At 49.7% G+C, this 26,589-nt stretch carries 16 protein-coding genes; 7 read left to right on the top strand and 9 right to left on the bottom strand.

Features of this window, described 5'->3' with window-relative positions; translation table 11 throughout:
• Window positions 1-31 precede the first annotated feature (31 nt).
• Both EKK48_11395 and EKK48_11390 read left to right on the top strand, forming a co-directional pair.
• Complete coding sequence (locus EKK48_11395; GenBank protein ID RTL42585.1) at window positions 32-811, top strand: glucose 1-dehydrogenase; 780 nt, start codon at window positions 32-34, stop codon at window positions 809-811.
• A gap of 290 nt (window positions 812-1,101) precedes the next feature.
• A complete protein-coding gene (locus EKK48_11390; GenBank protein RTL42584.1) occupies window positions 1,102-5,304 on the top strand; it encodes a tetratricopeptide repeat protein in 4,203 nt (1,400 codons plus the stop codon).
• Between the two features lie 32 nt (window positions 5,305-5,336).
• Here the strand turns inward: EKK48_11390 and EKK48_11385 are convergent, their stop codons facing one another.
• The 4 genes from EKK48_11385 to EKK48_11370 all read right to left on the bottom strand — a co-directional run bounded on the left by EKK48_11385 (window position 5,337) and on the right by EKK48_11370 (window position 11,136).
• Window positions 5,337-5,777 (bottom strand): hypothetical protein, encoded by a 441-nt coding sequence (locus EKK48_11385; GenBank protein ID RTL42583.1) that lies wholly within the window; start codon window positions 5,775-5,777, stop codon window positions 5,337-5,339.
• Between the two features lie 18 nt (window positions 5,778-5,795).
• Window positions 5,796-7,217 carry a hypothetical protein gene (locus tag EKK48_11380; protein RTL42582.1) on the bottom strand — a complete coding sequence of 474 codons (1,422 nt, stop codon included), beginning with the start codon at window positions 7,215-7,217 and terminating at the stop codon, window positions 5,796-5,798.
• A gap of 205 nt (window positions 7,218-7,422) precedes the next feature.
• Window positions 7,423-7,998 (bottom strand): hypothetical protein, encoded by a 576-nt coding sequence (locus tag EKK48_11375; protein RTL42581.1) that lies wholly within the window; start codon window positions 7,996-7,998, stop codon window positions 7,423-7,425.
• Window positions 7,999-8,172: 174 nt separating this feature from the next.
• Entirely contained in the window at window positions 8,173-11,136 is a 2,964-nt protein-coding gene (locus tag EKK48_11370) for an insulinase family protein (GenBank protein ID RTL42580.1), read from the bottom strand.
• 45 nt (window positions 11,137-11,181) lie between these two features.
• On the opposite strand from EKK48_11370, the gene EKK48_11365 reads away from it, so the two are divergent.
• Window positions 11,182-12,108, top strand: a complete 927-nt coding sequence (locus EKK48_11365) for an NAD-dependent epimerase/dehydratase family protein (protein ID RTL42579.1) — start codon at window positions 11,182-11,184, stop codon at window positions 12,106-12,108.
• An 87-nt stretch (window positions 12,109-12,195) separates the two neighbouring features.
• Window positions 12,196-13,449 carry a tetratricopeptide repeat-containing protein gene (locus EKK48_11360; protein ID RTL42578.1) on the top strand — a complete coding sequence of 418 codons (1,254 nt, stop codon included), beginning with the start codon at window positions 12,196-12,198 and terminating at the stop codon, window positions 13,447-13,449.
• Window positions 13,450-13,451: 2 nt separating this feature from the next.
• On the opposite strand, the gene EKK48_11355 is transcribed toward EKK48_11360, so the two are convergent.
• The 5 genes from EKK48_11355 to EKK48_11335 all read right to left on the bottom strand — a co-directional run bounded on the left by EKK48_11355 (window position 13,452) and on the right by EKK48_11335 (window position 21,083).
• On the bottom strand, window positions 13,452-15,179 hold the full coding sequence (locus EKK48_11355; protein RTL42577.1) for a hypothetical protein: 1,728 nt from the start codon (window positions 15,177-15,179) through the stop codon (window positions 13,452-13,454).
• Window positions 15,172-16,641 carry a hypothetical protein gene (locus tag EKK48_11350; protein RTL42576.1) on the bottom strand — a complete coding sequence of 490 codons (1,470 nt, stop codon included), beginning with the start codon at window positions 16,639-16,641 and terminating at the stop codon, window positions 15,172-15,174. The genes EKK48_11355 and EKK48_11350 overlap by 8 nt, the downstream gene beginning before the upstream one ends.
• The gene (locus tag EKK48_11345) at window positions 16,641-18,590 is read right to left on the bottom strand and encodes a serine/threonine protein kinase (protein ID RTL42575.1); all 1,950 of its coding nucleotides are present in this window, start codon (window positions 18,588-18,590) and stop codon (window positions 16,641-16,643) included. Before EKK48_11345 ends, EKK48_11350 begins: the two co-directional genes overlap by 1 nt.
• A complete protein-coding gene (locus EKK48_11340; protein RTL42574.1) occupies window positions 18,490-19,986 on the bottom strand; it encodes a serine/threonine protein kinase in 1,497 nt (498 codons plus the stop codon). The genes EKK48_11345 and EKK48_11340 overlap by 101 nt, the downstream gene beginning before the upstream one ends.
• 80 nt (window positions 19,987-20,066) lie before the next feature.
• Entirely contained in the window at window positions 20,067-21,083 is a 1,017-nt protein-coding gene (locus EKK48_11335; GenBank protein RTL42573.1) for a hypothetical protein, read from the bottom strand.
• Window positions 21,084-21,216: 133 nt separating this feature from the next.
• Here EKK48_11335 and EKK48_11330 point away from each other — a divergent pair, with 133 nt between their 5' ends.
• The 3 genes from EKK48_11330 (at window position 21,217) to EKK48_11320 (ending at window position 26,589) form a co-directional block, all read left to right on the top strand.
• A complete protein-coding gene (locus tag EKK48_11330) occupies window positions 21,217-23,499 on the top strand; it encodes a hypothetical protein (GenBank protein RTL42572.1) in 2,283 nt (760 codons plus the stop codon).
• Window positions 23,500-23,673: 174 nt separating this feature from the next.
• On the top strand, window positions 23,674-24,897 hold the full coding sequence (locus tag EKK48_11325) for a hypothetical protein (GenBank protein RTL42571.1): 1,224 nt from the start codon (window positions 23,674-23,676) through the stop codon (window positions 24,895-24,897).
• 45 nt (window positions 24,898-24,942) lie between these two features.
• Window positions 24,943-26,589 carry a matrixin family metalloprotease gene (locus EKK48_11320; GenBank protein RTL42570.1) on the top strand — a complete coding sequence of 549 codons (1,647 nt, stop codon included), beginning with the start codon at window positions 24,943-24,945 and terminating at the stop codon, window positions 26,587-26,589.

The raw sequence follows: 26,589 nt of genomic DNA, 5'->3' as shown, positions 1-26,589 counted from the left end.
GCGAATTCAAATGAGACGTCCAGGAGGACACATGACACTAGTTCAAACACAACCAAAAACGGCAGGAAGCAAGCGCCTGGAAGGCAAAGTAGCAATCGTTACAGGCGGCTCTCGCGGCATTGGAGCAGCAATCGCTCTTCGTCTCGCAGCAGATGGTGCAGCAGTGGCGCTCACTTATGCAAACAGCAAAGACGCCGCAGATAAACTCGTCAAACAAATCGAAGAAACAGGTGCCAGAGCCATTGCAGTGAAAGCAAATGTCGGCACCGATGCCGACAACGGCAACCTCGTCAAAGAAGTGAGCAAAGCGTTTGGCAAAATCGACATACTCGTCAACAACGCAGGCGTATTCGACGGCGGAGCAATCGATCGGGTGGAACTGGGGCAGTACGACAAAATCTTCAACGTTAATGTGAAAGGATTGATTGCCACTACAATCGCTGCGCTTCCTCAATTTAACGATGGCGGTCGCATCATCAATATTTCATCGGGTGCGGCGACAATGACCATGCCAGGCTATAGCATCTACTCAGCATCGAAAGCGGCTGTCGATACTCTTACGCGCATCTGGGCTCAAGACCTGGGCAAACGTCAGATTACCGTAAACACAGTATCTCCCGGCACCACCCAGACAGATATGTTCGAGGCTGCCATTCCAGCGGAAGCAAGAGCAGGCATGGCAGAGAAAACTGCTCTGGGCCGAATCGGCACCCCGGAAGATATCGCTGATGTGGTGGCATGGCTTGCTTCTCACGAAGCGCGATGGATCACAGGAAAAGTAATTGGCGTCGATGGTGGCATTGCTGTCTAAAACACGCTTTCAATAGCTGAGTCCTCTAAACGTCAAAACCGCAAAGCAGCCTCAAATGGGGCTGCTTTCGCATTAATGCCGCAAAGGCGAGACCTTTCTAAAGCGCATCGAAGAGCGGTAGGAGTGCCATTACGTTAGTATTATTGAAAGACCGGAAACGATTGCAGTACTGACCGGAAACGATTGCAGTACTGACCAGAAACACTGTACGATTCAGCCGCGCTTTCAAAGATGGTGACACACAAATACGCACTACACTTCAGGCAGTATCAATAAGAGATGTGGAAATCTTGAAGATCTTGAAGTCGGTTCTGAAGCGAAAATCTTGCTTGATGCTAGTTGCGCTGAGCCTCTCACTCATGCAACGGGTTTGTTACGCCGCGGATTCGCAGTGGGATGCTGAACGCTCTGCAGGACAAAAAGCCTATAACAGCAACAACTATGCAGAGGCCAGTCGAGTCTTCGAAGCAGCTCTGAAACGGTTGGAATCTTCGAATTCCGATACCGCCGAAACAGATGTGGCGACCTGCTGCATGTGGCTAGCCAACGTATATTTAGCGCAAGCTCAATACACAAAAGCTGAACCCCTGTACAAGAGGGCTCTCTCAATTGCCGAAAAGATATTCGGTGCCGGCGACCCCCGTGTTGCAACTGCGTTGAACAACCTGGCTTGGCTCTACGCCTGCGAAGGGCGCTATATAGACGCGGAACCCCTTTATGCAAGAGCTCTTTCTATAAGCGAAACGGCGCTTGGTCCAGACAACCCGCGTTTCGCAACTTCACTGAATAATCTGGCAGCGCTCTACACCAGCGAAGGGCGCTATTCCGAAGCCCAGTTCCTTTATAAAAGGGCGCTCGCCCTCCGAGAAAAAAATCTTGGTCCGGAGCACGCGGATGTCGCTGCCTCATTGAACAACCTGGCTTTGCTTTATTCGATTCAGGAGCGCTATCCGGAAGCTGAACCACTGTACAAGAAGGCTCTCGCTATACAAGAAAAGGCTCTCGGACCAGACCATCGCCATGTCGCCACCTCCCTCAACAACCTGGCTGGCATATATGCCAGTGAGGGGCGCTATGACGAGGCTGAACCTGTATACAGAAAGGCTCTCTCTATTTGCGAAAAATCCCTCGGGCTAGACCACCCCTATGTCGCCAACTGTCTTAACAACCTGGCATGGCTCTATTCGAGCGAGAGGCGCTATGCAGAGGCAGAGCCGCTTTACAAAAGGGCCCTGGCTGTTCGAGAAAAAACACTCGGTATTGCTCACCCAGATGTCGCCACAGCGCTCAATAACCTGGCCTTGCTCTATAGCAATCAGGGCCGCTATCCCGAAGCAGAACCCTTGCTAAAAAGATCTCTTACCATTCGCGAAAAGGCACTCCGTCCAGACCACCCTGATGTCGCCACCGCCCTGAATAATCTGGCTGACCTGTACGCCAGTCAGGATCAGTACCAGGAGGTTGAGCCCCTCTATGAGAGATCTCTGGCTATCCGTGAACATAGGAATGGCAGACAAAAGGCGATAGATCCTTTTCTCGTAAATGCTGGGCGAGAACGATTCAACATACTGGTGCCCCTTGCGACTCTAAATCTCGCTGATGAAGTTGAATGCCTCAAACAGTTGCACGCCAATCCGCGCGCCAGAGTAATGTCAAAGCTCGGTACTATCTTCGCAACGCGAAAAAAGAACTTCGGCAAGGACGATCCCAGAACGGCTGAAGTACTCATACAGATTGGCATCTTGAGTGAATCTCTCGGTGGAAATTCAAAGAAACAAGCTAATTCAGCATATGATTCTTTGACTAAATTCGCCGGAACACTCAATTCAAGCACCACGCCTGGTGCGCAAAAGTGGCAGCGCAAAAGAACGACAGCCGTAGATATTGAGTCAATGAAAGGAGACAAAAACGCTGAGAGTTTTGCCGCGAATGCTCTGCTGTGCCTCGGTGATCTTCTGGCAGCTAACCATGAAGTAGCAAAAGCAAAAGAATGTCTTCACCTGTCAGAGAAGTGCTTTCTCGCCCAGTCAAGCGCCGCTGAAACTGACCTCTACAAAAGGATACTCAGCCTCGCCGAGTCCTGGATAAATTTAGGAGACTATTCGAAAGCTCAAGATCTGGCAGCCAAGGCTTCGGGTTTTGCCAGAACAAGTATCGCAAAATATGACTGTGCAGTTTTTGACGCGAGAGTAAAATTGGCGGAAGCTGACTACACTGGCGCATTCACAAGTGCAAAATCAAGCCTCCAATCTGGAAACGAAGCGGTCGCTTCACTCGGATCAACCGCAGACAAAAGCGAGGCTATTCTGGAATCGTACAAAATTATCATCCAGTCGGCTTTGTCGATGGGCAAACTCAATGATGCAGCCGCATATGCAGATCAAGCCCTGAACCTGCGCGACCTGAGCAATCAGGGACGAGTTTTCCTTTTAATCGCTAAGGGCACCATCAAATTCCAGGATGGTTCATTCGAAGATGCACGAAAGATTCTGCAAGAAGTAGCTGGCATGAACAATGGTACCAACGAAATAGATCAGGCTATCTTCACACAGGCGGCTTGCATCAGAGGACTGGTTCTTGCACAAATGGGCGACTTGCCGCAGGCTCAACGTACTCTCACGTGGGCCCTGCAATGGGATCAAAACAACCCAAGTCCAGAAGGTTTGCTTGCAACAGCAAGAGACTACGATGGCCTCGCGCTTGTCGAAATCTCCGCCAAAAACAAAGATGGCGATCCAGGAAGGGCGAAATATTACACTCTTGCAGGTTCCGAGCGCATCGACAAATACCTGAAGTCCGCATTTCCAGGTTTATCCATCGGGCAGCAGTGCGCTTTCCTTGCTGTCGCAAAACAACAACGCGATGCCATTCTGACGACATGCCAGACCAGAGAATCAATTGGACCGGCCTACAGCACGATGATGCGCTGGAAAGGTCTACTGCTCGAATCGCTGCGAACCAGGGGAGCTATTAAAGCTGCTATTCAAAGCAATCCTGAACTCAAACAGAAGCAAGAGCAACTCGAAAATAAAATTCTCCTCCTCTCGTCTCTTGCAAACAGACACGCCGACACCGAAAGTGGTGCCAATACTGCCCACGGTACCGATCTAAGCGAACAGTATCGAAGAGAAACGGCAGAAAGAGAACGGCTGGAGCGTGAGATCACGGCCGCTTCAGGCGTAATATTGAAAGACCCTCTTTCTGATACAGATGTGGACTCCTTCAGAGCTTTGCTGAAACCAGACGAAGCTTTTATCGATATTCTGCCCTACAGACCGCTCAACGAGAGTTCGGAGCACTATGCAGTAGTCGCCATGAAAAACGGACTTGGCGGCGATGCGCAGTTTTTCGATCTGGGGAAACGCGACGATATTGACCAAATTATACGAAAGTGGCGATTCGGTGCGACCGGCGCAAAAGCAGAATTAGAAAGAGATATCCATCAGGACAATGAAATAACCACAACAAAAATGGAACCCAAAGAGTTTGATGACCTCACCGCAAAACTCTCGGAACTAGTGCTGAGTAACGCAAAATTGCAAGAATATTTGGGCACCAGCGTAAAACATCTCTGGCTCTCCCCAGAAGGCGAGTTCAGCAAAGTGCCCTGGTCCGCAGTAGCGACTCTACGCAACAGTATGTACCAATCCATTTCCCAGGTCGACAGTCCAAGAGAGTTCGCATTCCTTCGCATGCAAAAAAACGACACCATGGCTGCCGTCAGAGAAAAGAATCACATCACTTACCCTCAACAAAAGAATTCAAGCAAAATTTTGCTTGCCGGTCTGAGCGACTTTCGAAAAGCTGGACTGAACAATCTGGACGGCGCACTAAAAGAAATCGAGTCCTTAAAGAAACTGGCAGATGCGCTCCACAAAGACGTCGATTACCTCAGCGAATATGACGCAACCAGAGAAATTGTCACGTCTAAATTGACTAAAGTAGCCTGCGCACATATAGCCACGCATGGGTTCGCTGGAAACAACAATGCAGAATCGGAAAATACCGAGACAAACAGATCGGTCAGACTCACCACCGGCGATGGCGGAGGCATCAAACTGGCAACTGCGCGCAACCCCCTTAGCGACTGCGGAATCTATCTTGCTTTTCCAAAAGACAACAAGAAAAACGCAAGATGCGACCTGGCACCAAATATTCTCACTGCTGATGAGATTATCGGGCTTGACCTGAGCCGCTGCGAAATTCTAACTCTATCTGCTTGCGAAACCGGACTGGGAAGAACGTTAAGTGGACAGGGCGTGATTGGATTGCGCTCGGCCATAATAGGAGCCGGAGCCAAAGCAGTTCTGATGTCACTGTGGAGCGTGCCTGACGAGGCGACCCAGGAGCTAATGAGACACTTCTATTCAAACCTCTGGGAGAAAGGTATGAATAAGCAAGACGCTCTCGCCAATGCACAGAGCTACATCCGTCGGCAGCCACAATGGGCAGATCCTAAAAACTGGGCGGCCTGGGTTTTGGTAGGAGAATGACGCATTTCAGATAATCACTCTCCAAAAGCCATCTAGCTCTCTAAACCCCGATCGAAATCATGCTTTGAATACCACTTAACATCGGATATTGCGAGCTCACTACGCAAAGCCTGATCGATTGCAGAAATCGCGAGCGGATCGATGTTTTTATTACGTCCACCAATTAGCGCCTCAAAAAATCCAGTCGACCGCTCAATCCAGCCCGCCCATTCACCTGGATTATTGTCTTCGCCCTCGCGGAATCCACATACGAAACAGTATTCCTTTCCATTCACCTGAAAAGTGAAGTACCAACCGAAGTCCTCCTGACCAGGCTCTTTAGCACAGGTTATGCCATCAGCGGAAAGCTTCGCTATGAGCCAATTACAGGTATCGTCACCGAAGCACGTTGGATTTATGAAGTAGCTCTTGTGCTCGGTCGTGTTGAATTTGCTTGTCTTAAAAGTGACGACAGTTTTTAAGTCAGTAGGCATTATGTGACGATCTGAATGCTAATGAGTCGCAGCAGCAGGAGAAGCACCAATTGCAGCACCAGTTCTTCCGGCACTCTGAGGCGTTGAAACAATCGAAGGCGCTCGATACGCTTGCGCCGATTTGACCAGATCGTCGATATGATCCATGAGTTCCATGGGACCTTTGCCGGGGTCGAACTTCAATTCCCGATTCAGCAGCGTCAAACGTTCAGCTAAATGCATGTTAGGTGATGTTCTTCCGAACACATGCATTTCGCACCAACCTACTCTTATTGCCAACCTTGCACTGGCAGGCGGTGGATCTTTTGCTCTCACCATAGGGTCTTCAATTGGTCCGGTTGGCTCATCTGCAGCCGAAGGTTCATCGGCAGGTGCCTGTCGTCTGCGCACTCTGATGCCACTGAAGCCGGTGCTACCCGGACCCATCATCCCCATCCCCGGAACAGCCATGCCACCAGGACCCATACCACCTGTGCCCATTCCCAGAAGAGAATTCCCAACCATGTTGAGCAACTTCATTCCTTTGCTTTCAGGAGGTTTTCCTGCCCCGGCGCCGCTGCCATCTGCTGTTTCATAGTTCAGATCAGCACCATAGGGCTTCTTGTGCAGTGTTTTCTCTGCATATTTTTCCAGCGCATCTGTTCGCCCACTTAAGTCGTCAGATTTGGAAACCGCTCCGAACGCTTTGATCTCCATTGCGCTGATTCGCTTTTCCAATGGCAGCGATGGTGAAGCCTGTCCTAATATTGAATTTTCCAGCGCAGTGACGTGCGGGTAGTCACTCTGCAGGTGAGTTGAACCACCGCCGGACTGCGACTGTTCAGGATAAGGCGTGTCTTCAATAGTAGCATCTGCTGTTTCATCAGCTAAGAATGGCTTCTTGTGCAGTTTCTGCTCAGCATAGCTCTCTAAATTATCGGTGCGCTCTCCAAGATCATCGCTCTTTGAGGCTGCACCAAAGGCTTTAGTCTCCATTCGAACGATACGCGCAGATAACGGTTGACCGACGTAAGTTGCACCGAGAATGTCTTTTTCAAGCGCAGTGACGTGAGGATAATCATCCGCGCCGGGTTTACTGACAGGCGCGTCATAGTCATCATTCAGTGCTGCAGACTGCCCGGATTTAGTAGACAGTGCTGATGGCGACACAGAAGGCGCTTTAGGGGTTGGACTGGATGCAACCGGAGCCGAGACAGGAACGGGAACCGGAGCAACAACTGGAGCAGGCACTGGAGTGGTTGTCGCAGCCTTCGGTTGGGGTGTCGACGTCTCGAGAGGATCTGGTCTTGTGTCGAGATAGGTAACTGAAGCAAGTTTCTTGATACGCACCGGAGCTGCGCCCTCGCCTGCACTGCCCAGAATCAATTTCTCTATACGCTCGGTGCGTTCTTCGTCGGTTTCGTTATCGTACGTGTGTCCGAAGAATTTCTGTTCGAGCATAGTCAACTGCTTCAAAGTAGCTGCGTCTAGCTGGGACTTTGCCAGCACGGCCTGACAGAACAAAAAACATATGGAGATTATGCTAGAAAGCAGCGCTGAGCGCATATACAGCCCACTCGAGTAGTGCGGCTGAGAATTGTACTATGACATCCAATTACCTTTATTGGATTGCTCTCATTGACAACGCCACGTGCCCGAATGCCAATCAGGCGCCGAAAAAACGGTTAATAATTCGACGTCCCATCGATGGCTTGTTTGGCTTTGGGGTGAGGTGCTCTATCGTTTGCAAAAGTGCGGCGTTTTCCTTCCTCAACTCAGCGTTTTCAGCTTCGACAGCAGTCAGAGAAAGAACCTTGCTGAATAGTTCCGGCAAATACTGCAACTGATCTTCTTTCGTAGCCAGCTCCAATTGCAGCTGACGATATTGAAACTGAAATTCCTTCAGTTCTTCTTTCAACTCAGTGAGTTGCTTACTCAAAAGCTCATTGCGAGCCGAGTCTGCAGAACCAACTTCAGCCACATAAAAGTCTACGTGAGACTGCCTGGATGTAGACGTAACATTTAGGTCTGAAACACTCTCAGTCTCAAACAACGTGGAATGAGAAGTGGCATGGGACGTCGCTTGTAGACGATTAGATTGCAGATCGTTAGTGCGTTCAAAAGTGCTGATGCCCGGTGCAAATTCATTTTGAACTGCTGGAGCGAATATTTGATCCAACAGCGGCTCTAATCCATCCAGACTCAAAGGGTCTGATAAAGAGGGCTTCGGTACTGCGGACATAGCGACTCGCTTTCTAGTGCGTATCACCATAGTACCGGATTAAGTATCACTTGCACATACCATATTTTTCGACGGCACTTTTTAATCAATGCCAATCAAAATAACAACCGGAACCATCAGTGTTAGTGCGGCTTCTAAAAACTCGGCTGCATCCGACGGAAAGCTTCAGCTTGGCTATTTATCGAATGTGCCACTGACAACGGTGACGGCTTTTTCTGGATGGAAGTATTTCTTCATCGCGGCATCTACCTGCGGTTTCGTCACTGCGGCATAATTCTTGGACATGTTATCCAATTCTTCAGGTCCCAGATTCAAAAACTCGAATTCAGTCAGCGCCCGGGCAATGCCCAGAGAGGAAGCCAGACCGACAGTGAAAGCACCTACAGCCCGACCAGTCTCTTTAGACAACTCTTCTGTAGAAATTCCATTTTCAATATAGTCCGATAATACTTGCGACACCAAATCTAGTGACTTCTCAACATTCTTTGGATTGACCGACAGGCTCACCGACCATGGTGCACTACCAAATGCAGTGTCAGAAAATGCTGAATAGATGCCGTAGGTTAAACCGGCCCGGTCACGCACTACATTACCCAGACGAGAGGTGATGGTGTCCTGACCCAGAGCAGCATTAGCCAGCTTGGCGGCGTAAAAGTCTTTACCGGTGCGCATCAAATCGGTCGGATGAGCAATGACGATATCGGTGCTCTTTTTCTCGGGAATCGGAACATCGATTCTGGTCCGCTTCGCAGGCAGGGATGCCTGTGGAACATCGACAGATGGCGGTTCATCTCCGTGCCAATCGCCGAATTTATCAGAAATGTGCTGGAAGGCCTCGTCGAGATCGGTGTCACCAACAACTGTAATAATCATTCCCTTCGGGGTGAACAGCTTCTTGTGCGCTTCTCGGACTGTCTCCAGAGAAACTTCCTCGAGGTCAATCATCTGCTCTTCAAAGGTCTTCTCGTAGAACGGATGGTTGGCATCGAATATAGTGCGGCGCATCTTATTCCATGCCATGCTGCGCGTGTTATTGAGTGCTTCAGTGAAGCGAGAGCGCCATTCTATCTTGGTCTTAGCCAGCTCTTCAGAAGATAGTTCCGGATTGCGAATCAGATCGGCCAGTAAATCGAGATACATGGGTAAATCGTCGGATACGACATGGGTGCCAAATCCGAGTCTATAATTGTCGACAGAGAACTCCAGACCGCCGGCGATACCCATACTTTCCAGAGCTTGTGCGATCTGCATCTTGCTGTATCTGACTGAACCTTTCGGCAACAGATCTGCTACCAACTCAGCCAGATTGCTATTTTTGTAACCCTCAGTCGTAAAATATTTGCCAGCTTTCAAAATGCCGCAGACACCGACTGATTCAGTTCCCGGGTTCTGCATCAACAATACAGTCAATCCATTTGGCAGAACCTTTTTCACCAATCGCGATGCAAAAGAGGAAGTATGAATTTTAGGCTTCTTCACTTTTGCTTTGGCTACTGCAGGTTTATTAGCCATCAATTCTGCGAGATCGTGCTTTGCGTCCAAAACGCTTTCAATTTCAGCTTGAGCCTCAGCAGCCTCCATGGCTGCTTGCATCTGCTCGGGACTCATCTCGATTTCTTTGGGAATAAAGGTGCCGACTGTGCGATTCGACTTATTGAAGTAAGTTGCTACAACGCGACGAACGTCTTCAGGGGTGACCTGATCGAACTTATCGTCGTACTCCATAAGCCAGTGCCAATCAGCCTTTGACTCAGCTTCACCGAGCATGAAAGCAAGACTGCTCGGGTCTGCTTTTGCAAGTATGGTGCCCTTGCGATTCGAACTCTTGGCTCGATCTAATTCTTCCTGGGTGACCAGTTCACGACTGAGGCGCTCTAATTCTGAATAGATGGCTTCTTCTACCTGCTTCACTTCAACATCTTCGGTAACGGTTGCACCAATGATGAAGAGTCCGGGATCACGCAAGTCATCGTGCCGAGCGAATGTCTCTGCAGCCAGACTGGTATCGATAAGAATTTTGTACAGGCAGCTCGAGCGCTCATATGTGCTGCCCAGGATGTGTCGCAACGCAGCCAGCGCGTGATTGTCTTTGTGCGTGGCTTCTGGAACGTGGTATCCGATCAAGATACGAGCCAGATCGCCGGCTCTATTTATTTCAAATCTTCGCTCGCCTTCTTGCGGCGGCTCAGTCGTATAAACTTCCGGAATCGGATGTGGTGCCGCGGGAATTTTTCCATAGTGCTTCGCAACAACAGACAAAGCTTCATCGCACTTAAAGTCACCGACTAAAACGACTGTGGCATTGTTCGGCCAGTAGAAGGTGTTATAGAACTCACGCAGTCGATCCATTGGCACACCTTCAACATCGGTGCGCCAACCGATGGTCGGATGGTGATAGGGATGCTCTCTAAACGCCAGAGCATACAAATCTTTCTCCAGCGCTTCCTCGGGATAATTCTCGCCGCGCTCGAGTTCATTGCGAACAACCGACATTTCTGAATCGTGATCGATTTGGCGCAACAACAAATTGCGCATGCGGTCAGCTTCCAGCTCGACACACAATTCTAGATACTCGGCCGGCACCACTTCAAAATAACTGGTTCGATCGAACCAGGTAGTGGCATTCCAGTAAGCTCCAATCTGAGTGAGCAAGTCATCGATGCCATTGCCCTTCTCGGGGTTATGCTTCTTCGTGCCTTTGAATAGCATGTGCTCCAGAAAGTGCGTAGATCCTGTATATCCCACACCTTCGTTGCGGCTGCCAACTTTGTAGAGCACTAGAACAGTCACCACAGGTGCAGTGTGATTCTCAAGCAGTAAAACTTTCAGACCATTGGGCAGACGATACTCAACGACGTTCTTGTCCTCTGAAACTTTGGTAATCGCAACTTGATTCAACGGTTCAGTTTCGTTCATAGTGTTAATCATTTTTCTCGCTGTTGGCTCCGAGATCTGGCAAGAACAGTAACGATACAGGATCGGCACAGCTAATCCCAGTGTTTTTGCCGCTCTCGCACATAACATTACGCGCCGCCGGTTGTCATTAGCCACAACAGGAAGTCGACTCTCACCGATGCTGGTAAAGTATGCCAGAGCGAGCGACAGGGTAACAGGATAACGACCTTGCTCGACATCCATCGCTGAGTTAGGCTAGTCGTGCAATAGCGATTTTCAGGTGCAAAAATGATCGTTGCAATAACAGGCGGAACAGGCTTCCTTGGGGCACACCTGGCGCGAACCCTGGTTGCCAATGGGCAGTACGCGAAAGTACTGGCACGCGGCATCAACAATCGCGACCCGGAGATCCGCAAAACACCGAACGCGGCGTTTACGCCCATCCAGTACACCGATGACAAAAAACTCTACGCGGCATTCCAGGGATGCGATGCGGTCGCCCACCTGGTTGGCATCAATCGAGAATCTCAAAGCGGCGATTTCCATCGCATTCACGTGGAGGCGACTAAACACGTTATCAACGCGGCTCTGCGAGCCGGAGTCAAAAAGATCCTCTATGTCAGTTACTTAAGAGCAAGGCCTCGAGCGTTTTCGGCTTATTACAAATCAAAGTGGGAAGCCGAAGAACTAATTCGCAATAGTGGTCTTGACTACACAATACTCAAACCTGGAATTATTTACGGCAGTGGCGACAGCATGCTGACCAGCATCAAAAGGACCCTCGACATAGTGCCGGGTGTCGCGGTGTTTCCATCTGTCGGATTGTTGGAAAAAAAGATGAGCCCGATCGCAGTCGAAGACATGGTGCGGATCATTATTGCCTCATTAACAGATGGAAGACTCTCTAAACAAACTTGCGCAGTAGTAGGACCAGAGGAAATCACGCTATCGAAAGCGGTCAAACGCGTAGCGAAAGTAATGAAAAAGCCTGTCCTGATTCTTCCGGTGCCGGCACTAGCTCACTATGTGGTCGCTGCAGCATCGGAAAAATCTATGCGCAATCCGCTCACCGCATTTGCCCAGATCAGAATGCTGTCTGAGGGAATCAGTCAACCTCTTGCCGATTCAGAGATGCTTCCCTCTGATCTCGTGCCACACAAAGAGTTCAACGAAGAAACAATACGAGCGGGGCTGAAAGAACCCGGACAAATTTAATAGTTGCAGAAGCCTGTTGTATTGGCTTTCGATGCACCTTTATATGCAATTTAGATAATCAAATTTTGTTTGATGAATTAACTCATAATGCGATGTCATGCAGAACGCGCTAGAATTAGCACAGGAGCAAACGCCGTGACAAAGCCATTCTTGTATATGCGATCTACATTTGCCGCCACCTCACTTACCGCTGTGCTTTGTGCGCTCACAGCGCAAGCATCATTGGCAGGAGAAGAAGAATGGAACAAGTACAGTACGGAAGGGGCTAAAGCTTACGACCAGGCCAGCTGGGGACAAGCCGAACGTTTGTTTAAACAAGCTTTGAAGGAAGCCGAGGGCTTCGGTGACAAAGATTTGCGTCTTGCATCGAGTTTGACCAATCTCGGCGTTTTGTACAACTTTCGAGGACAATCGGCGAAAGCAGAGCCTTTGTTTGAACGGGCAATTGCTATCAAGCAAAAGGCGATGGGTGCAGACAATCCAGAAGTTATCGCCAGTGTTGGAAAGATGTGCCACTTCTATTTGAAAGCGGGCAATCAAGCCAAAGCTGATGCGCTGAGCAATAAAATTCTCGCCTACGCAGACAAAATGATGAAAGATCGCAGCGCCGTTACATCAAGTTTTGCCAAATTGTCGGCGTTCTATCAAACTCACCGAGAACTGGAATCAGCCGAGATACTTGTGAAACAAGCCCAGGAGATGACCGAAAAGCGAGGTTCAGAAGGAGATCTGGAGCTCGCAACTTTGCTCGATGGATTGGGCGGCTCTTACGCCGGAGCAGGCAAACTTTCTTATGGTGAGCAGTTCTACAAACGCTCATTGCAAATACGCGAACAGATTCTTTCGCCTTCACATATCGCTATTGCATCAAGCTGCGAAAACCTTGCCAAACTTTATCTTCAAGAAGGAAAACCGGCTCAGGCTGAACCTCTCTACCGACGCGCTCTGGAAATATCAAGGAAAGTCTTAGGGGAGCAAAAACCAGAAACTCTCACTCGCACAGACAACCTGGCCCAATGCCTGATCAAAATGGGCAATGCGCAAGAGGCAGAAGCGCTCTATCATCACGGACTGGAAGTATTCGAAAAGGCATACGGAAAAAACAGCGGCTATCTTTTGAGCTGCCAGTTGGCCCTCAGCTCTTTACTCGCCAAGCAAGGCAGATATGCCGAAGCAGCACCTCTATTAAGCGATGCAGTGAAAGTTTCCGAGAAACTAAATGGACCACAACATGCTTCGCTGTCGCCAATTTTAGATAGCTATGCTGATGTTCTGGAAAAGACTAATCATAAGTCCGAAGCAGCAAAGATGCGCGGACGAGCCAAAGCGATACGCGGTTAGATTTAGAGCAAAACCAAACTTGTTTCAGAGTTTGCCAGTTCGAGAATGGCATCCTTGATCTCCGATGCTGAATCGAAACGACGACCAGCAGACGTTTCTGTTGCCTTCATGACGATCTGGTTAAAACGGTCCGAAATATCAGATCGTTTCAGTTTCGGATTGGAGTGCTGAAAAGGCTCTGGATCATCGCCGGTCAGCAAATAATAGAGTGTACATCCGAACGAGTATATGTCTGACTGCACGCTTGGACGATCGCGCAATAATTCCATAGAAGCGTAGCGACGATCACAGTACGAGGAGAACATTTTAGATGGCACAAGATGTCGCCCAAGTGCAAACTGGTTCAGTTTTACAAATCCTTCTCCGGCAAGTACCAGGGCATCGGGCGTGAAAGATCCATGCACGTACGGCGGGTCTAGTTGATGCAGATGCAATAGAACTTCTGTCATTTCTAGTGCAATTTCTCTCACTCGCGCTTCAGATAACGGACCGGACTCCTGAACAATCTGACGCAACGTTTTTGAAGCATCGTATTCAGTGACGACGAATGCCGAACCATTTTCGATAAACACATCTAACCATCGCGTTATGTTATTGCTATTAACGCCACTGAGGCGACGCACATCCATTTCGAAATGGTTCAACATCCAATACCATTCAACTACAGACTGCTGACGCGGCAGCACGAACTGCTGTACCTTCACCTGAGTAGAACATGAACTTTCACTCTGGTCATAGCAGTTCAGCCCTTTGTACGATCGTGCAGTCGATGTCCTATCGCCACTTCCCGTCAAAACTTCTGCGATGTGCTCTACTCCAAACCGTTGCAGGTCAATTGTTTCAAGAATCTTATACTTATCCTTTTTAAGCAGAGAACCGACACCGATCTCAAGCATTGTTTGCGACGATGAAGTTCTGAACAGGTCATAAGACCAGCGCAACAAGTATTGCCACCTGAACAACTGCACCGGTTGCAACGCCAGCACCATTGGAGGTGCCTTGACCGCCCACGGTGCTCTCTTTTGCAGCGCCTTCACCAGTACGCTGCTGGCAAATGCGCGGCAATCCAGTCGCAAAGCCTTGCCGATATTGTCACGAATACAGAGAATTTCATATGACTCATTTGTTTCCGCATCCACATGCTCCTCAACATAAGCGAGAGCGATTCGCTTCCAGGGCAATACAAGACCCATGTGCGAAAAACACTTGGATGACCACTGCAAATTAAGTCCCTGTGGAGAGATAGCGATATGATCTGGCTCAAAGACACTGGCGAATGAAGCTTTCACGCCCTGCTCGCCAGTGGTGCGTCCACGTCGATTCATGTAAACGCTGAAGAGTAACACCGCAAGCAAAGAACCAATGGTCACGCTGACAAAGATAACTAACAACGTATTAAAAAACAGACCATCAAAATGGAATGCCATCAAAACAGCCGGTAGCTCGAAGCCGACTATAGCACCAATCACGACAGGAATCGGTGAAAAGGCTTGAAGCCACTTGAAGAGCCCGAGTTGATTTGATTCAAAAGTCGACCTCGAAAAAACACGCGCCGGCGTTTCGCTGCCACGATATGCAAGCAGCAACTGACTCTGCAGATCACCACCAGTCGAATTGCATTGATCAAGAGCCTGCAAAGAAGTGTCTCGTAAATCAAACAGAGGCATAGCGACCTCATTCAGCACGCGCTCGCAATCTGACTCAGAGCGTGGCACTAATTCGTCACTCATGCCCGCCTCCGCTGACTGCTTCAGTCACTGAGACAAAGCCCCCTAATTTCATTATCAACTCTTGCACGGTTCCCCTCAGAGTCGGGTCGGGGTTGAGCAATTCTTCAATTAGCAGAGCTGTTGTTTGAGAAACTTTGGGTTTACTGGAGCGAACCTGCGCCGTAGCAAATGGTATCGGATCTATGCCCGTAAGAGCAAAGTACATGGTGGCGCCAATTGAATACAGATCACTCCTATTTCCGGGACGTGAAGAAATTCTTTCTGGTGCCGCATATGGTGCATCAACAAGCAGCTGATTAGAAAACTTCATTAAAACATCATCGGCAAAACCAAACTCGCCGATTGAAGTCGAACCATCCGGGCTGTATGCGATGGAATCAGGTCTGATACCGCCAATGGTAAGAAGGGGATTCAAATTTTGAAGCCTGTCGACAGCCTCAGCCAACTTCAAAGCCAGAGACAAGACAGCTTTCTCATCTAAGGTCCCAGACTTCTTCAGATACTCCCTGAGGCTCTTTGATTGTGGCTCCATAAAGACATAGAAGTTATCGTTCTCGAGGCGCACATCCAGCAAATTCAACAGATACGGAATCTGCAGATTTTTGTACATTTCGCCTGTTGATTGCAATTCTTGCGCAGCGAGCAGGCGCGCATCACCATCCAGCATGCGAATATCATATTCACGCATGCAGACGTTCCGTCCATTCGCCACATCAGCGACAAGATAAGCGCTGCGCCCTGCCGAACCCGCCAAAACTCTCTCGACAATAAACTCGTTATTCAGAATCGGCTTGCCTGCTGCATAGAGATTATGGTTCGTCACACCAAACGAATCAGACAGAACATGCCTGTGTTTCTTTAGAAACACAAAGAGCTGGGAATCGAATATTTCCAGGTCGTTTCGGGCAACAAGGTCTGTTAATGCCGGCAGATCAGCAGAAAGATCTGTTTTATCAATCAAACTTTGTTGCAACAGACGCAGATCGGCGCGAGGGATTCTAGTGGTGCCAATATTTACGCAGCCTCCAGATTTAAAAGTAAAAGTCAAAGAATTGCCGTTCACATAGTTGAGAGAGTCTCTGGTTTCGTGCAAATCTACAGACAACAAATCGGACCAGGGTCGAAACAGCCTGCCGTTAAGCGCTGGAGCCATCAATACAGGAAACGAAATACCACCTTCAGAAACAGTCAGACGGGTATTACGTAAGAAAATTCCTGAACAAAAAACAGAGAAAGGAATTATGGCCGCTAAAAACATTCCCAATTCAGGAGTTCCGCCAAAATGCACCGAAGCGAGCATGATGGCTTCCAGAAAAAAAACGATAAGGATGCAATGAAACGCTTGAATGCTAATATCAAAGAAAGGATAGAGGCGATGCGGATGCTCTGAGCTGATTCTGTAGCTCGGATAGTGAATAGTCTTCCTGATATTTCCAGACAGATCGAGAACCTCTTCTTTCATCAGCCCTCCTGCAGGGATGAATTCTGCCTGTGAGCAGACAAAAGTTCATGCTGAACCTTCTGAAGGTCGCGCTCTAACTCCAGAGCGGAAGCGTATCGGCTTTCCGGTTCTAATGCAGTAGCTCTAGCAACAATCTGGTCCAATTCTTCAGGGATCTCAGAACAAACAGAACGCGGGTGAGAAGACGTAAGAGGCTCAGGCTCCGAGCCGACAAGGAGGAAATAGAGCGAAGCACCCATCGCGTAGATGTCACTCTGAACACTTGTTTTACCGCGGAACTGTTCCGGAGGCATATAACACTGTTTACCCACTACCAGACTGGTTTTCGTAGTCGCGCTTTCCTTCGCTACGTTAAAATCGACCAGCTTAAGGACACCAGATTTGGTGAGCAACAAGTTATCAGGTGTAAAATCTTGATGCACCAGAGGCGGTGACAAAGAATGTAAGTATTTCAACATTGAGCACATCTGCAGAGATAGTTCCAGCGTCTTCAAAACATCCAACTTTCCATCTTTGATAACTGCTGATTTCAAAGACGGTCCGTCTATATAATCGAGAACCAGATAAGCTCGGTGATCCTCAATGAAAACATCATGCAGCCTGACTATTTGAGAATGATTCAGGCGGCTGAGAATCTGCACTTCATCTTCAAGTCGTTTGAGAGCCCGGCGTCTGTCATGCACGTTATTGTGGTCTGGCAATACATACTCTTTCAGCACTACTTCAGGTATCAGTCCATCAGCGGAAGCTAAATATGCAGTACCCTGTCCACCTGCACCAATCTGCTCTTTGATGGTATAGCGCCCCTCATGCAGAACAGTCTGCGGAGCGAGCGCCGTCAGAAGCAATCGCTGTGGGCGGTTCAAAAGCGCCTGCGTCCAGATTTCCGTATAACGGTTTTGCCTGGGGAGAGTTTTTTCCAAAAGAGTGTTCAATTCACCTTTAACATGCGATGGCAAATAATATCTGAGGGCATTGGCTAGAGCCTCCTTCTCAGGCATGCGCCGGATAGCAGTCACCTCGATAGACAGCGGTCGCCTCTTTTCGTATCGCAACGTGATGCGTTTACGATGTTTCTTTTTTCCATACTCACGAATCTCAACAGATTTGACTTCATCCCACGGTCTCAATCCTGGGGTCCAACCGAGGAACAGACTCTTCCAGTGACGACGTACACCTGATGGCAGCAGCCCGATATGAGTCGGAGCGAGCGGTCCCCATGGTCCCAGTGCGTGCAATCGATAAAGGGCGAACAGAACAATAAAGAGAATCAGCAGGGGTCCGCCAATGGCATACATAAACCCATGAGACTGCTCCAGATAGAACTCGCTAGTGTGCGGGTGCATCACGTTGCAGGCTTTGGCAAAACTGATCAACAAAGAGGGACAGAGGACTTTTCCCGCGGCAAAAAGGCTTTCAATAGTGACGAAGGGAGCAGCAATTGCAATCATCATGGCTAGCTGCAATTCCTGAACACGTTCCTTTTGACGCTGTGTCGCAAGGGAAAGCTGCTGCAAGTCTTCTTCTAAATGACCGTACTGTATCAGGACTTCAGTTTGCTGGTAAGCAAAGAGGTTATCGGCAACGACAGTGCGCCCATGAACGGCTGGCTCTTTCTGAACAACTTGAGTCGGCTTCGCATGTACAGCGTCGTCGGGCTCTTCATGAACGAGTCCGGGCTGCTCAGTTGGAACAACTCTGATCTGTTCATCATGAACAACAGCCGGATCATCTTGAACAACTAGAATCGATTCGTCATGAACTACAGTCGGCTCATCTTTAACAACTCGAATCGGTTCATCATGAACTACTCCAGTCGGCTCTTCATGAACAACCCCTGTCGACTGCTCAGACATCATCATGACCCCGATCAAGACCGGCAGCAGCAGGCATCTTCTGATTTGCCAGAAGCGAGAGTGCAGCCAAACGAGACTGAAGATCTGCAGCATCTTTGACTCGCTCGCTCAGTTCCAGCCGCGTACATAAATTCACAAGACCATCCAGTTCCTCAGGTATGGAAGCATCTACTTGAGAAGGATGAGAGGAACTAAGCGGTTCAGGATCTTTACCGGTCAGTAAAAAATGAATCGTTGCACCAAGCGAATAGATGTCACTTTGGGGTGTCACTTTTCCACGAATCTGCTCCGGCGACATGTATGCTTGCTTGCCGACGAGAGTACCCGTCGCCTCACCAACAAATTCATTTGCCGCACCGAAATCGATCAGAACAGCATCACCAGCTTTATTGATGACCATATTATCCGGCGATATATCACGATGAATCACGGGTGGGGTCTGCGAATGCAAATAGTGCAAAACATCCGTCATCTGAAGTGCCCACTTCAAAACGCTTGCAACGGGCTGCTTACCCTTATGTCTTGCCAGATCTCTTGCGTCCGGACCTTCAATGTACTCTAGAAGCAAGTAATCGCGGGCAGTATCAACAAAGTGGTCGACCACTTTGGCTATATTAGGATGATCCAACTTGATCAGAATTTCTGCTTCACGTTTAAAATGTTCTTTCGCCTTCTCTTTAGTCTTTTCATCGGTCGTGTTTGGTATGACTGACTCTTTCAAGACAAACATTCTGCGCTCATCGTCATGCACGGTGTAGATTGCAGAAAAACCACCAGCTGCAATTTGTTTGACGACAACAAGAGAACCATTGCGAAGTTTCTGACCTACTTGCAGAGGCACAAACGCGGTAAAACTGTAGTTATTCGCCAGTTCCTCTTCCCAGAACTTAGTGTAGGAAAGCTCTCTTGTTTCGCTGAAATCGCCGTTCTCGAGTTCCCACAAACGCGGTACATGTTCAAGCTGACGATCGACCTGAGCATCCTCTTTTGCCCACTCCTGCAAAGCCGCGACAAATGAACCCACACTTTCACGGGTGAAATTCTGCAAGGGCAAAACAATATGCCCGCCAGATTTGAAAACAAGCCGAAATGCACTGCCACCCTTCTGTATGGGCGAATCGAGTTTGCCGTGCGCCGAGATCACTTCCACAGACTCAACATCCGACCACAGACGGATCGTCCGTCCGCCCAATCCAAACCCGCTGGCAATCGGAAAAGCAACGCCACGTTCGCCGATGCTGATCAAATCACTGGACACGCAAAAGAAAGCCAATGTGCCGAACAAAATCAACAGTGGCAAGCAATACGGCACGAGAAAGTTCATGAAACTGCACAGTACAATGCCGATCAAACCAAGGAACAGAAAGAGACCATAAAGGGTACCTTGCGATCCCGAGTCGTATTCGCGTAACTTGGCCCGGAATTGCGCACCGGGAACCGCGCGATAAGCAATCGCTTGCAGCTGTGCAGCTTTTCTGATTCTAGCCATACTCGCTTCCGGACACCACACGGGTATTATGCCCAGTGCCCGGCTCAAGCCCCTGCGATTAAGCAGACGTAATCAGCTCTTCATGATCCACCGGGTAATGGCAAATTGAGAGGCTGATCCATCTGTAATTTCATCTCAGTGCCCGATGGAATGATGACATCGCGACCCTTTCTCAAAAGCATATCCATAGCGCCGAGACCGCCGCCGAAAGCAGCTCCGGCCCAGGCACCCGTTCCAGCTCCGGAGCCGCCGTTGACGATGGCTCCCAGACCGGTACCGAGAGCCGCGCCGAGTCCGGCCCCGCCCACTCCTCTGAGAGCGAACTGGCCTAATTTTGCCTTCCACCCCTCACCGCGTTCGACACCGTTAACATCCTTGTATCGTCCGATGCTCCCGACAAGATGAGCGGTCATCGGAAAACTGGCACCGCTGGGCAGTCTCAAGTTGTTGAAGGCGATACTGAGCGAACCGGAGCGACTGAGTCTGCGCCCGGCTTTGGCTTCAGTGACCTGCCCACTGATCACCGATCCAGCCGGCAGATAGCCTGAGCCATTCAAGGGAATGTTCTGATTTACCGTCGCTTCAATGAAGTCGCCGGCTTTCGCCACCTGCGTCGAAATCGCCGTGCGCAGATCAATTGGAATTACCAGCCCTTGCGGTACAACTGTGATTCCACCGCGATAGTAGGGAGTTTGCTGCGAACCGCCATACTGCGGAAAGTTAGAAGTAGGCTCATAGTCAGGCGAACCCGAAGGATAATATCCTGGACGCGTGTAAGGCTGTCCATACTGTTCTTGAGGCGTGTAGGAATTATACGGTGAATACTGAGGATACCGAAAAGGTCTGTTCGAATCGTCATTTTCATACTGCGGCGCGGACGGATAAGATGGCTGATTCGAACCCAGAACCGGCACCTCTGGCGGTGCCAGCGTAGCAGGTTGGTTTTCTGGAACCGGCGCTGCTATTGGCTTTTCGCGTGACAAAGTAACACTATCATCAGTTGAATCATCCTGAGCACGCACCAATTGTGGTGCAAGAGAAGATACGCCAACAGCGACTGCAAAAAGTACGAAGAGTTTCCTTTGATTTCCGAACAACTTTGATCTCCCGGGCGAAAAGTTTCATTGTCGCATTTCGATCATTAGATGTGAGCTGCGTGCGTAATTTCCCCAATGATGTGGCGGCTATTTACTGTGAGAATAACCTCGCTAGCCTGATGAGGACGCCCCAATGGCAGACAGAATCGGAACCCTCGATGTCACACTCGCAGCGGCTCAGGAGTTGCCCAACGCCAGCGCTCAGTTTGTCAAGGAAGCATACGAACACCCGGTCGATACAGCCATCGTGGCAGGGAAGACTTTAGCCACTTCTGCACTGATGGGTTCAGCGCTCGGTTACATCATTCCAGCGCGGGGTCCAGCGGGCATGATAATCGGCGCCGCTTTCACAATTCCCATGGTCGTCGGAGCTGTGAACCGCGTCAGAGCCGCAGAAGATGAAGCCAACAGCCCAGCAGGCAGTCTCAATGCAGCAGCCAAAGGTCTGGCGAAAAGTACAGTCGCAGGCACTGTCGACCTGGGATTGAACCTGGCAGGCGGCTTCGCAGGCGCCTCATTTGGCCACAAAGTCGCCACCAGCGACACAGTTTTCGGTGATTTCGCACAAAAGTCGCAGCGATTCATTCTCAAAGGCGAGAACGAAGGCATGATCGCCGCCGACTCCTGGATAAACAGTATGAAAGGCAAGTTCAGCCGCAGCGAATCAGCACCAGTCACTGAAACACCCGGCGGAGGCATCGCTCTCGACGTCAACGCAGTAAAGGCGAAATCACGAGGCATCCTTAATCCCAATCTCGATGCTAATACCGCCACGGCCACCGCCGAATCCCTGACCGGCAAGATAGAACCGAAAACTGCGCTCGGTCGCCGCCTGCAGCAATACGGCATCGCCAATGAAAGTGTCGAAAGGTCGCTCACTGGCGCACCGGACGATTTGACAATGTATTACGGTTCGCTACACGGACACTCACGCTATTCAGATGGCATGGGTTTGCCAAAACAACTGTACGAGCGAGCTCAACAGGAAGGTCAGCAAGTCACTACTATCACTGACCACAATCACGCTGCCGCTCGCGGTGGGGTCGGAGCAGATGACCCGCGCACCGCAGACCAGGCAGGAACGCCGGTCGTAGCCGAAAATCCCATCGAATATTCTCAAACATTCGCAGATGCCGCAGCTACTACTAACGAAAAACACGTCTCCTTAGTGGGCGTCGAAATGGGTACCATTGGCAAAGTCGGCGGTGGACACAGTCACGGCGGCGGTGGCATAGAAGCAGGGCTAGAGGCTGGCGAACACCATACCCATGGCATGGCTGGTGCCGAAGCGATAGGCGAAACCAACCCGGGCGGAACCTTCAACCTTGCTGAAGCACGAGCTGAATCGAATGCCGCCGCTCACATTGGTGGCGTCAATCACATCAACCTCTTTGAAGTGCCTCAATTCTTCCTCTCTCAAAAGCAACAGCCTGGCTTGCTCGACGGCTTCATGTCGCGATTGACAGGCAGACCCCCCGAACCTGTCGTCAAAGCACCAGACGTGATCAAGTACAACGACGGCGACTACAAAGCAATGGTCGACCACCTCGACAAATTAAAAGATACGACCGGCAACACTCCGGTCATTCAACTGAATCACCCCCGCTATCTGGCGGATGAAAATCCAAACACACCTGCAGCACAGCGCGGCAGAGATTACGGTCAAAAGTCTTTCAAAAACCACGATGAGTGGCTGCGCCGATTTGCTGACCCGTATGTCAGACAGATCGAATTAATTAAAGGCGGCGCTCTCAATCCAAACCCGGTCGACAAAGTGCCAACCGGCAACCTCGATCCAACTAGCTTCGCAGGCTATCTCGACAAAGGCGTGCACGCCAGCCCTACATTCGGGCGCGATTTCCACTTCGGCGACCCTGTCGGCAACCCGGGAGCTACAGGCATCTACGCCAGAGGGCTAACCAAAGTCGATATTCTTGATGCCCTGCGCGAGCGCCGCACCATCGCCACCACAAGCAGTGAAAAACTGAGCGGAGTGTTGACCGCCAATGATAAGTTCGTCATGGGCAGCATCCTCGACCAGAGCGCCGTCGATTCGTTGGCCTTGAAAATGAAGATAGACGGAAAGATTGAACCCGACGCGCAGTATTCAGTGAAACTCTGGGGAGACAAGAAAATTGGCGACGGTAAATTAGCGGAAGTCGTCCAGGAACAGACGATGACCGGCAGTCAGCTACTAAGCAACAACCAGGTTGTCGCCTTCGATCCGGTAACCAACAAAGTCGGTCAGGGTTCAGCCTATTATGTCGAAGTCGGCAGAACAGATCCAAAAACAGCGAACCTTGACCGCATGTGGACAGCACCAATTTGGGTCGAGCCGCTAGCAGGCGCCCAGCATTCTCTGGCAACTCGCTGGATGGCCGGAATTGGCGCCGGTACTTTTGGAACAGGGTTCTAGGTCAGGCAACAATAACTCAGTTCCCGGCTCCTCGACTGTGAGGACCGGGCGCTCCATTTCTTAACAGCTGCAATGTTACACTGCCTTCTGTAGATAGACTCGGAAGCGACTGTCCGTTCGTGAAGCGGGCACATAGTGAACGGATGCTCTAATTTAAGGTATAAGACGTCAGCATTGAGCGCCTCAACCAGAAAGCGAACGATCATCAAAGCCATACGCGAACTCAACAATCGCGTCACAGTCGCCGATGTGGTGGCAACGACAGGTCTGCCGCTCAATGAAGTGACTGAAGAACTCAACTCAGTCGCCGCGCAAAGTCAAGCCACACTCGACGTCACAGATGTAGGAGAAGTCTTCTACAATTTTCCGCCAAACTTCGCGATGGCATACTACGCTCAGGGCGTGAAACGAGTTTTACTGAATGCCTGGAACAGCATCTTCAAAGTTTTGTTCTTTCTCTTTCGCATCTCATTTGGTATCACGCTACTGCTCTCCTTTCTCTTCATATTCGGCACGATACTGCTTTTCCAGACAGTTATCGCAGCAGGAATGGGGGCATCTCATGAAGTCGGAGCGATGTGGGGCGACTTTGGGTACCTGATCAAGCGCATCGCGATGCAAGACATCGTGCTCTGGAAAAAACACGACCCATCACAAGAAGATGCGTCATCGGGCAAGTCAAAACAAGGTTTTCTGCTCGACTGCTATTCCTTTCTGTTCGGCGAAGGAAATCCCAACGAGCAACTTAGCGAAAATCGATGGAAGTTGCTTGCTCAAGTAATTCGTTTAAACGAAGGAATAATTATTGCCGAACATCTGCCACCATATACGGGGCGTCCTGCAGACGATGAACCAGCACTTTTTCAGGTCTTATCAAAATTTAGCGGCTATCCGAGACTTTCAGAGTCCGGACAATTGATTTATGTTTTTCCGGACATGCAACAGCGCAGTACCAACGTTTCCTACACTTTCATGCCGGAATACATTGAAGAGAAGCCCTGGCAATTCTCGAAAATGAGTCCACAGGCGCTTCGACCAGTACTCGCACTGGCGATAGGCAATTTTCTCGGTTCACTGTTTTTCTGGTGGCTCTGCCTGTTCACCCACCGCGTCAGCAAACCACCCGCTCTATTCCTCTTTTTTGCTATTTACGGAACACTGTTTGTACTTGTGCCAATAATCAGACTGGCAATAATCCGTATTCTCAACTGGAGAATTGCCCGACGCAATGAGATGAGCCGCGGCTTCGAAAATCTGATCGGCTCACCTGACAAAGAGGTCAAATCAAAATTGGAAGATGCCGAAAAAATTCGCCGGGCATTCGGCGCGATTCCCGGAAATAACATCGTCTATACGACCCAGAAAGATTACCTCGAACAATTGACCGACACAAAATGAATAGACATGAATAGACATAAAACGAGCAGACATGAATGAATAGACATGAATAAACGCCAAATGAATAGACGCAAAATGATTAGGCACCCACATCTTACAAACCTGAACATCGTCATTCTTCTGACGCTGGCTTTTGGCGTTGCATTGATCGACACCTTTATGGTGGGAACTCAAAGTCCTTGCTTAGCTGCTGACACATTCATGATGGACGGCAAAGCGATATCTGCAAAAGAAGCTCAATCAGCAAATCTGGTCAAAGAGTCCATGCAAACGCTGGAGGGCGGCAACGTGCAGAATGCGCTCAAGCAGGCACAAGAGGCAGTTGCACTGGCACCGGAATTCTATTACTCAGTGTGCGCCCTGGGCGTCTGCCAGGCACGTTCAGGAATGTCAGACGATGCAATCGCGTCATTCAGAAAAGCACTCAGTCTCAACCCCAATCAACCAGATGCGCTCTGGAGCTTGTCCGCGACACTCCAATCATCAGGAAGAACAGCAGAAGCGCTGGCATCATTTAAAGAGTTTCTCGCTAAATATCCAGCCAATGCACGCGCTTCGCAAGCCAGAGCCTTTGTCGACTTGATGGGCAGCAATCACAGTCAGGCGGTGACATCACACAATCCCGAAGATTACTTTGACGAGGCAATAGGAAACAATCCTGTTCGCTGGAACAAAGAAAACATTCCAATCAAAATCTTTATCTCAGACGGCTCCAGCAAACGTGGATACAAACAAAGTTATGCCGCGGAATTGCAGAACGCGCTGAAGGCGTGGGAAGACGCCAGCAACGGTTTGATCAAGTTCGTACAGGTCGATAAACAGGAGCAGGCTTCTATCGTCTTTCTCTGGTCCGACAATCCAAAAGATGTTTCGAATCCAGCGGAAGGTGGCGAGGCGTTGCTGCGACCGCTGGGGAATAGCCTGGCTGCAGTGAGGATTACTGTGCTGACAATCGACATCGACCAGGGCATGCACTTAAACGATCAGTTGATACGCTTGATATGCACTCACGAACTGGGACATGCTCTGGGAATTGCAGGACACAGCCCATCACCAAACGACATCATGTATAGCAGCCTGCCGCTCGACTATGAAAGACTCAAAGTCAGCCAGCGCGATGCGAAAACCTTGCGCAAACTCTACTCGATTGATTTAGCATCAGTACCGCATGCCAGCATAAACGCGCAGGGCTTGCTATCCGCATCAGATATCGCCAACTCGTCGGACCTGGTGACCATCACCAGACAGGCGACGGACGCTATGAACGCAAAGGACTACGACAAGGCTACAGTATTGCTGCAGGAGGGAGTGGCAAAATATCCAGACTCTGTGTCACTCAAACACAACCTGGGAGCAGCCTTAAACAACAAGGGCTTAATGGCGATGAATGCCAGGCAATTCAGCAAAGCTCTCGCAACTTTTCAGGAAGCGCTCGTTCTGAATCCAGACAGCAATGCAGCGAAACACAACATTGCAACGGTACACTACAACATGGGGCTAAATTCAATGCGCGCGGCGAAATTCAGCGAAGCCGAGCCTGAATTGAAGCTAGCGATCGAAAAATGTGAAGAACTCAACTTCCAGGAGCTTCTAACAAAGGCCGCCTCAGAATATGCAACCGCGCTGGAAAAACTTGGTAAAAGCGCAGCCGCCAAACAGATAGAAGCAAAATACAAAGTAACAGCAGACTGA

It is taken from the genome of Candidatus Melainabacteria bacterium, assembly GCA_003963305.1.
In the GTDB taxonomy this organism is placed as follows: Bacteria; Cyanobacteriota; Vampirovibrionia; order Obscuribacterales; family Obscuribacteraceae; genus PALSA-1081.
Note: the sequence above shows the minus strand (reverse complement) of the source record. Positions and strands in the feature narration are given on the sequence as shown.

Coding starts and splice junctions, on each gene's coding strand:
- EKK48_11385 (RTL42583.1), bottom strand. CDS start 5,777: ATGCCTACTGACTTAAAAACTGTCGTCACTTTTAAGACAAGCAAATTC.
- EKK48_11380 (RTL42582.1), bottom strand. CDS start 7,217: ATGCTCGAACAGAAATTCTTCGGACACACGTACGATAACGAAACCGAC.
- EKK48_11375 (RTL42581.1), bottom strand. CDS start 7,998: ATGTCCGCAGTACCGAAGCCCTCTTTATCAGACCCTTTGAGTCTGGAT.
- EKK48_11330 (RTL42572.1), top strand. CDS start 21,217: ATGGCAGACAGAATCGGAACCCTCGATGTCACACTCGCAGCGGCTCAG.
- EKK48_11370 (RTL42580.1), bottom strand. CDS start 11,136: ATGGATGTCGAGCAAGGTCGTTATCCTGTTACCCTGTCGCTCGCTCTG.
- EKK48_11395 (RTL42585.1), top strand. CDS start 32: ATGACACTAGTTCAAACACAACCAAAAACGGCAGGAAGCAAGCGCCTG.
- EKK48_11350 (RTL42576.1), bottom strand. CDS start 16,641: ATGAAAGAAGAGGTTCTCGATCTGTCTGGAAATATCAGGAAGACTATT.
- EKK48_11355 (RTL42577.1), bottom strand. CDS start 15,179: ATGAGTGACGAATTAGTGCCACGCTCTGAGTCAGATTGCGAGCGCGTG.
- EKK48_11345 (RTL42575.1), bottom strand. CDS start 18,590: ATGCTGCAGATCTTCAGTCTCGTTTGGCTGCACTCTCGCTTCTGGCAA.
- EKK48_11360 (RTL42578.1), top strand. CDS start 12,196: ATGCGATGTCATGCAGAACGCGCTAGAATTAGCACAGGAGCAAACGCC.
- EKK48_11340 (RTL42574.1), bottom strand. CDS start 19,986: ATGGCTAGAATCAGAAAAGCTGCACAGCTGCAAGCGATTGCTTATCGC.
- EKK48_11320 (RTL42570.1), top strand. CDS start 24,943: ATGAATAAACGCCAAATGAATAGACGCAAAATGATTAGGCACCCACAT.
- EKK48_11365 (RTL42579.1), top strand. CDS start 11,182: ATGATCGTTGCAATAACAGGCGGAACAGGCTTCCTTGGGGCACACCTG.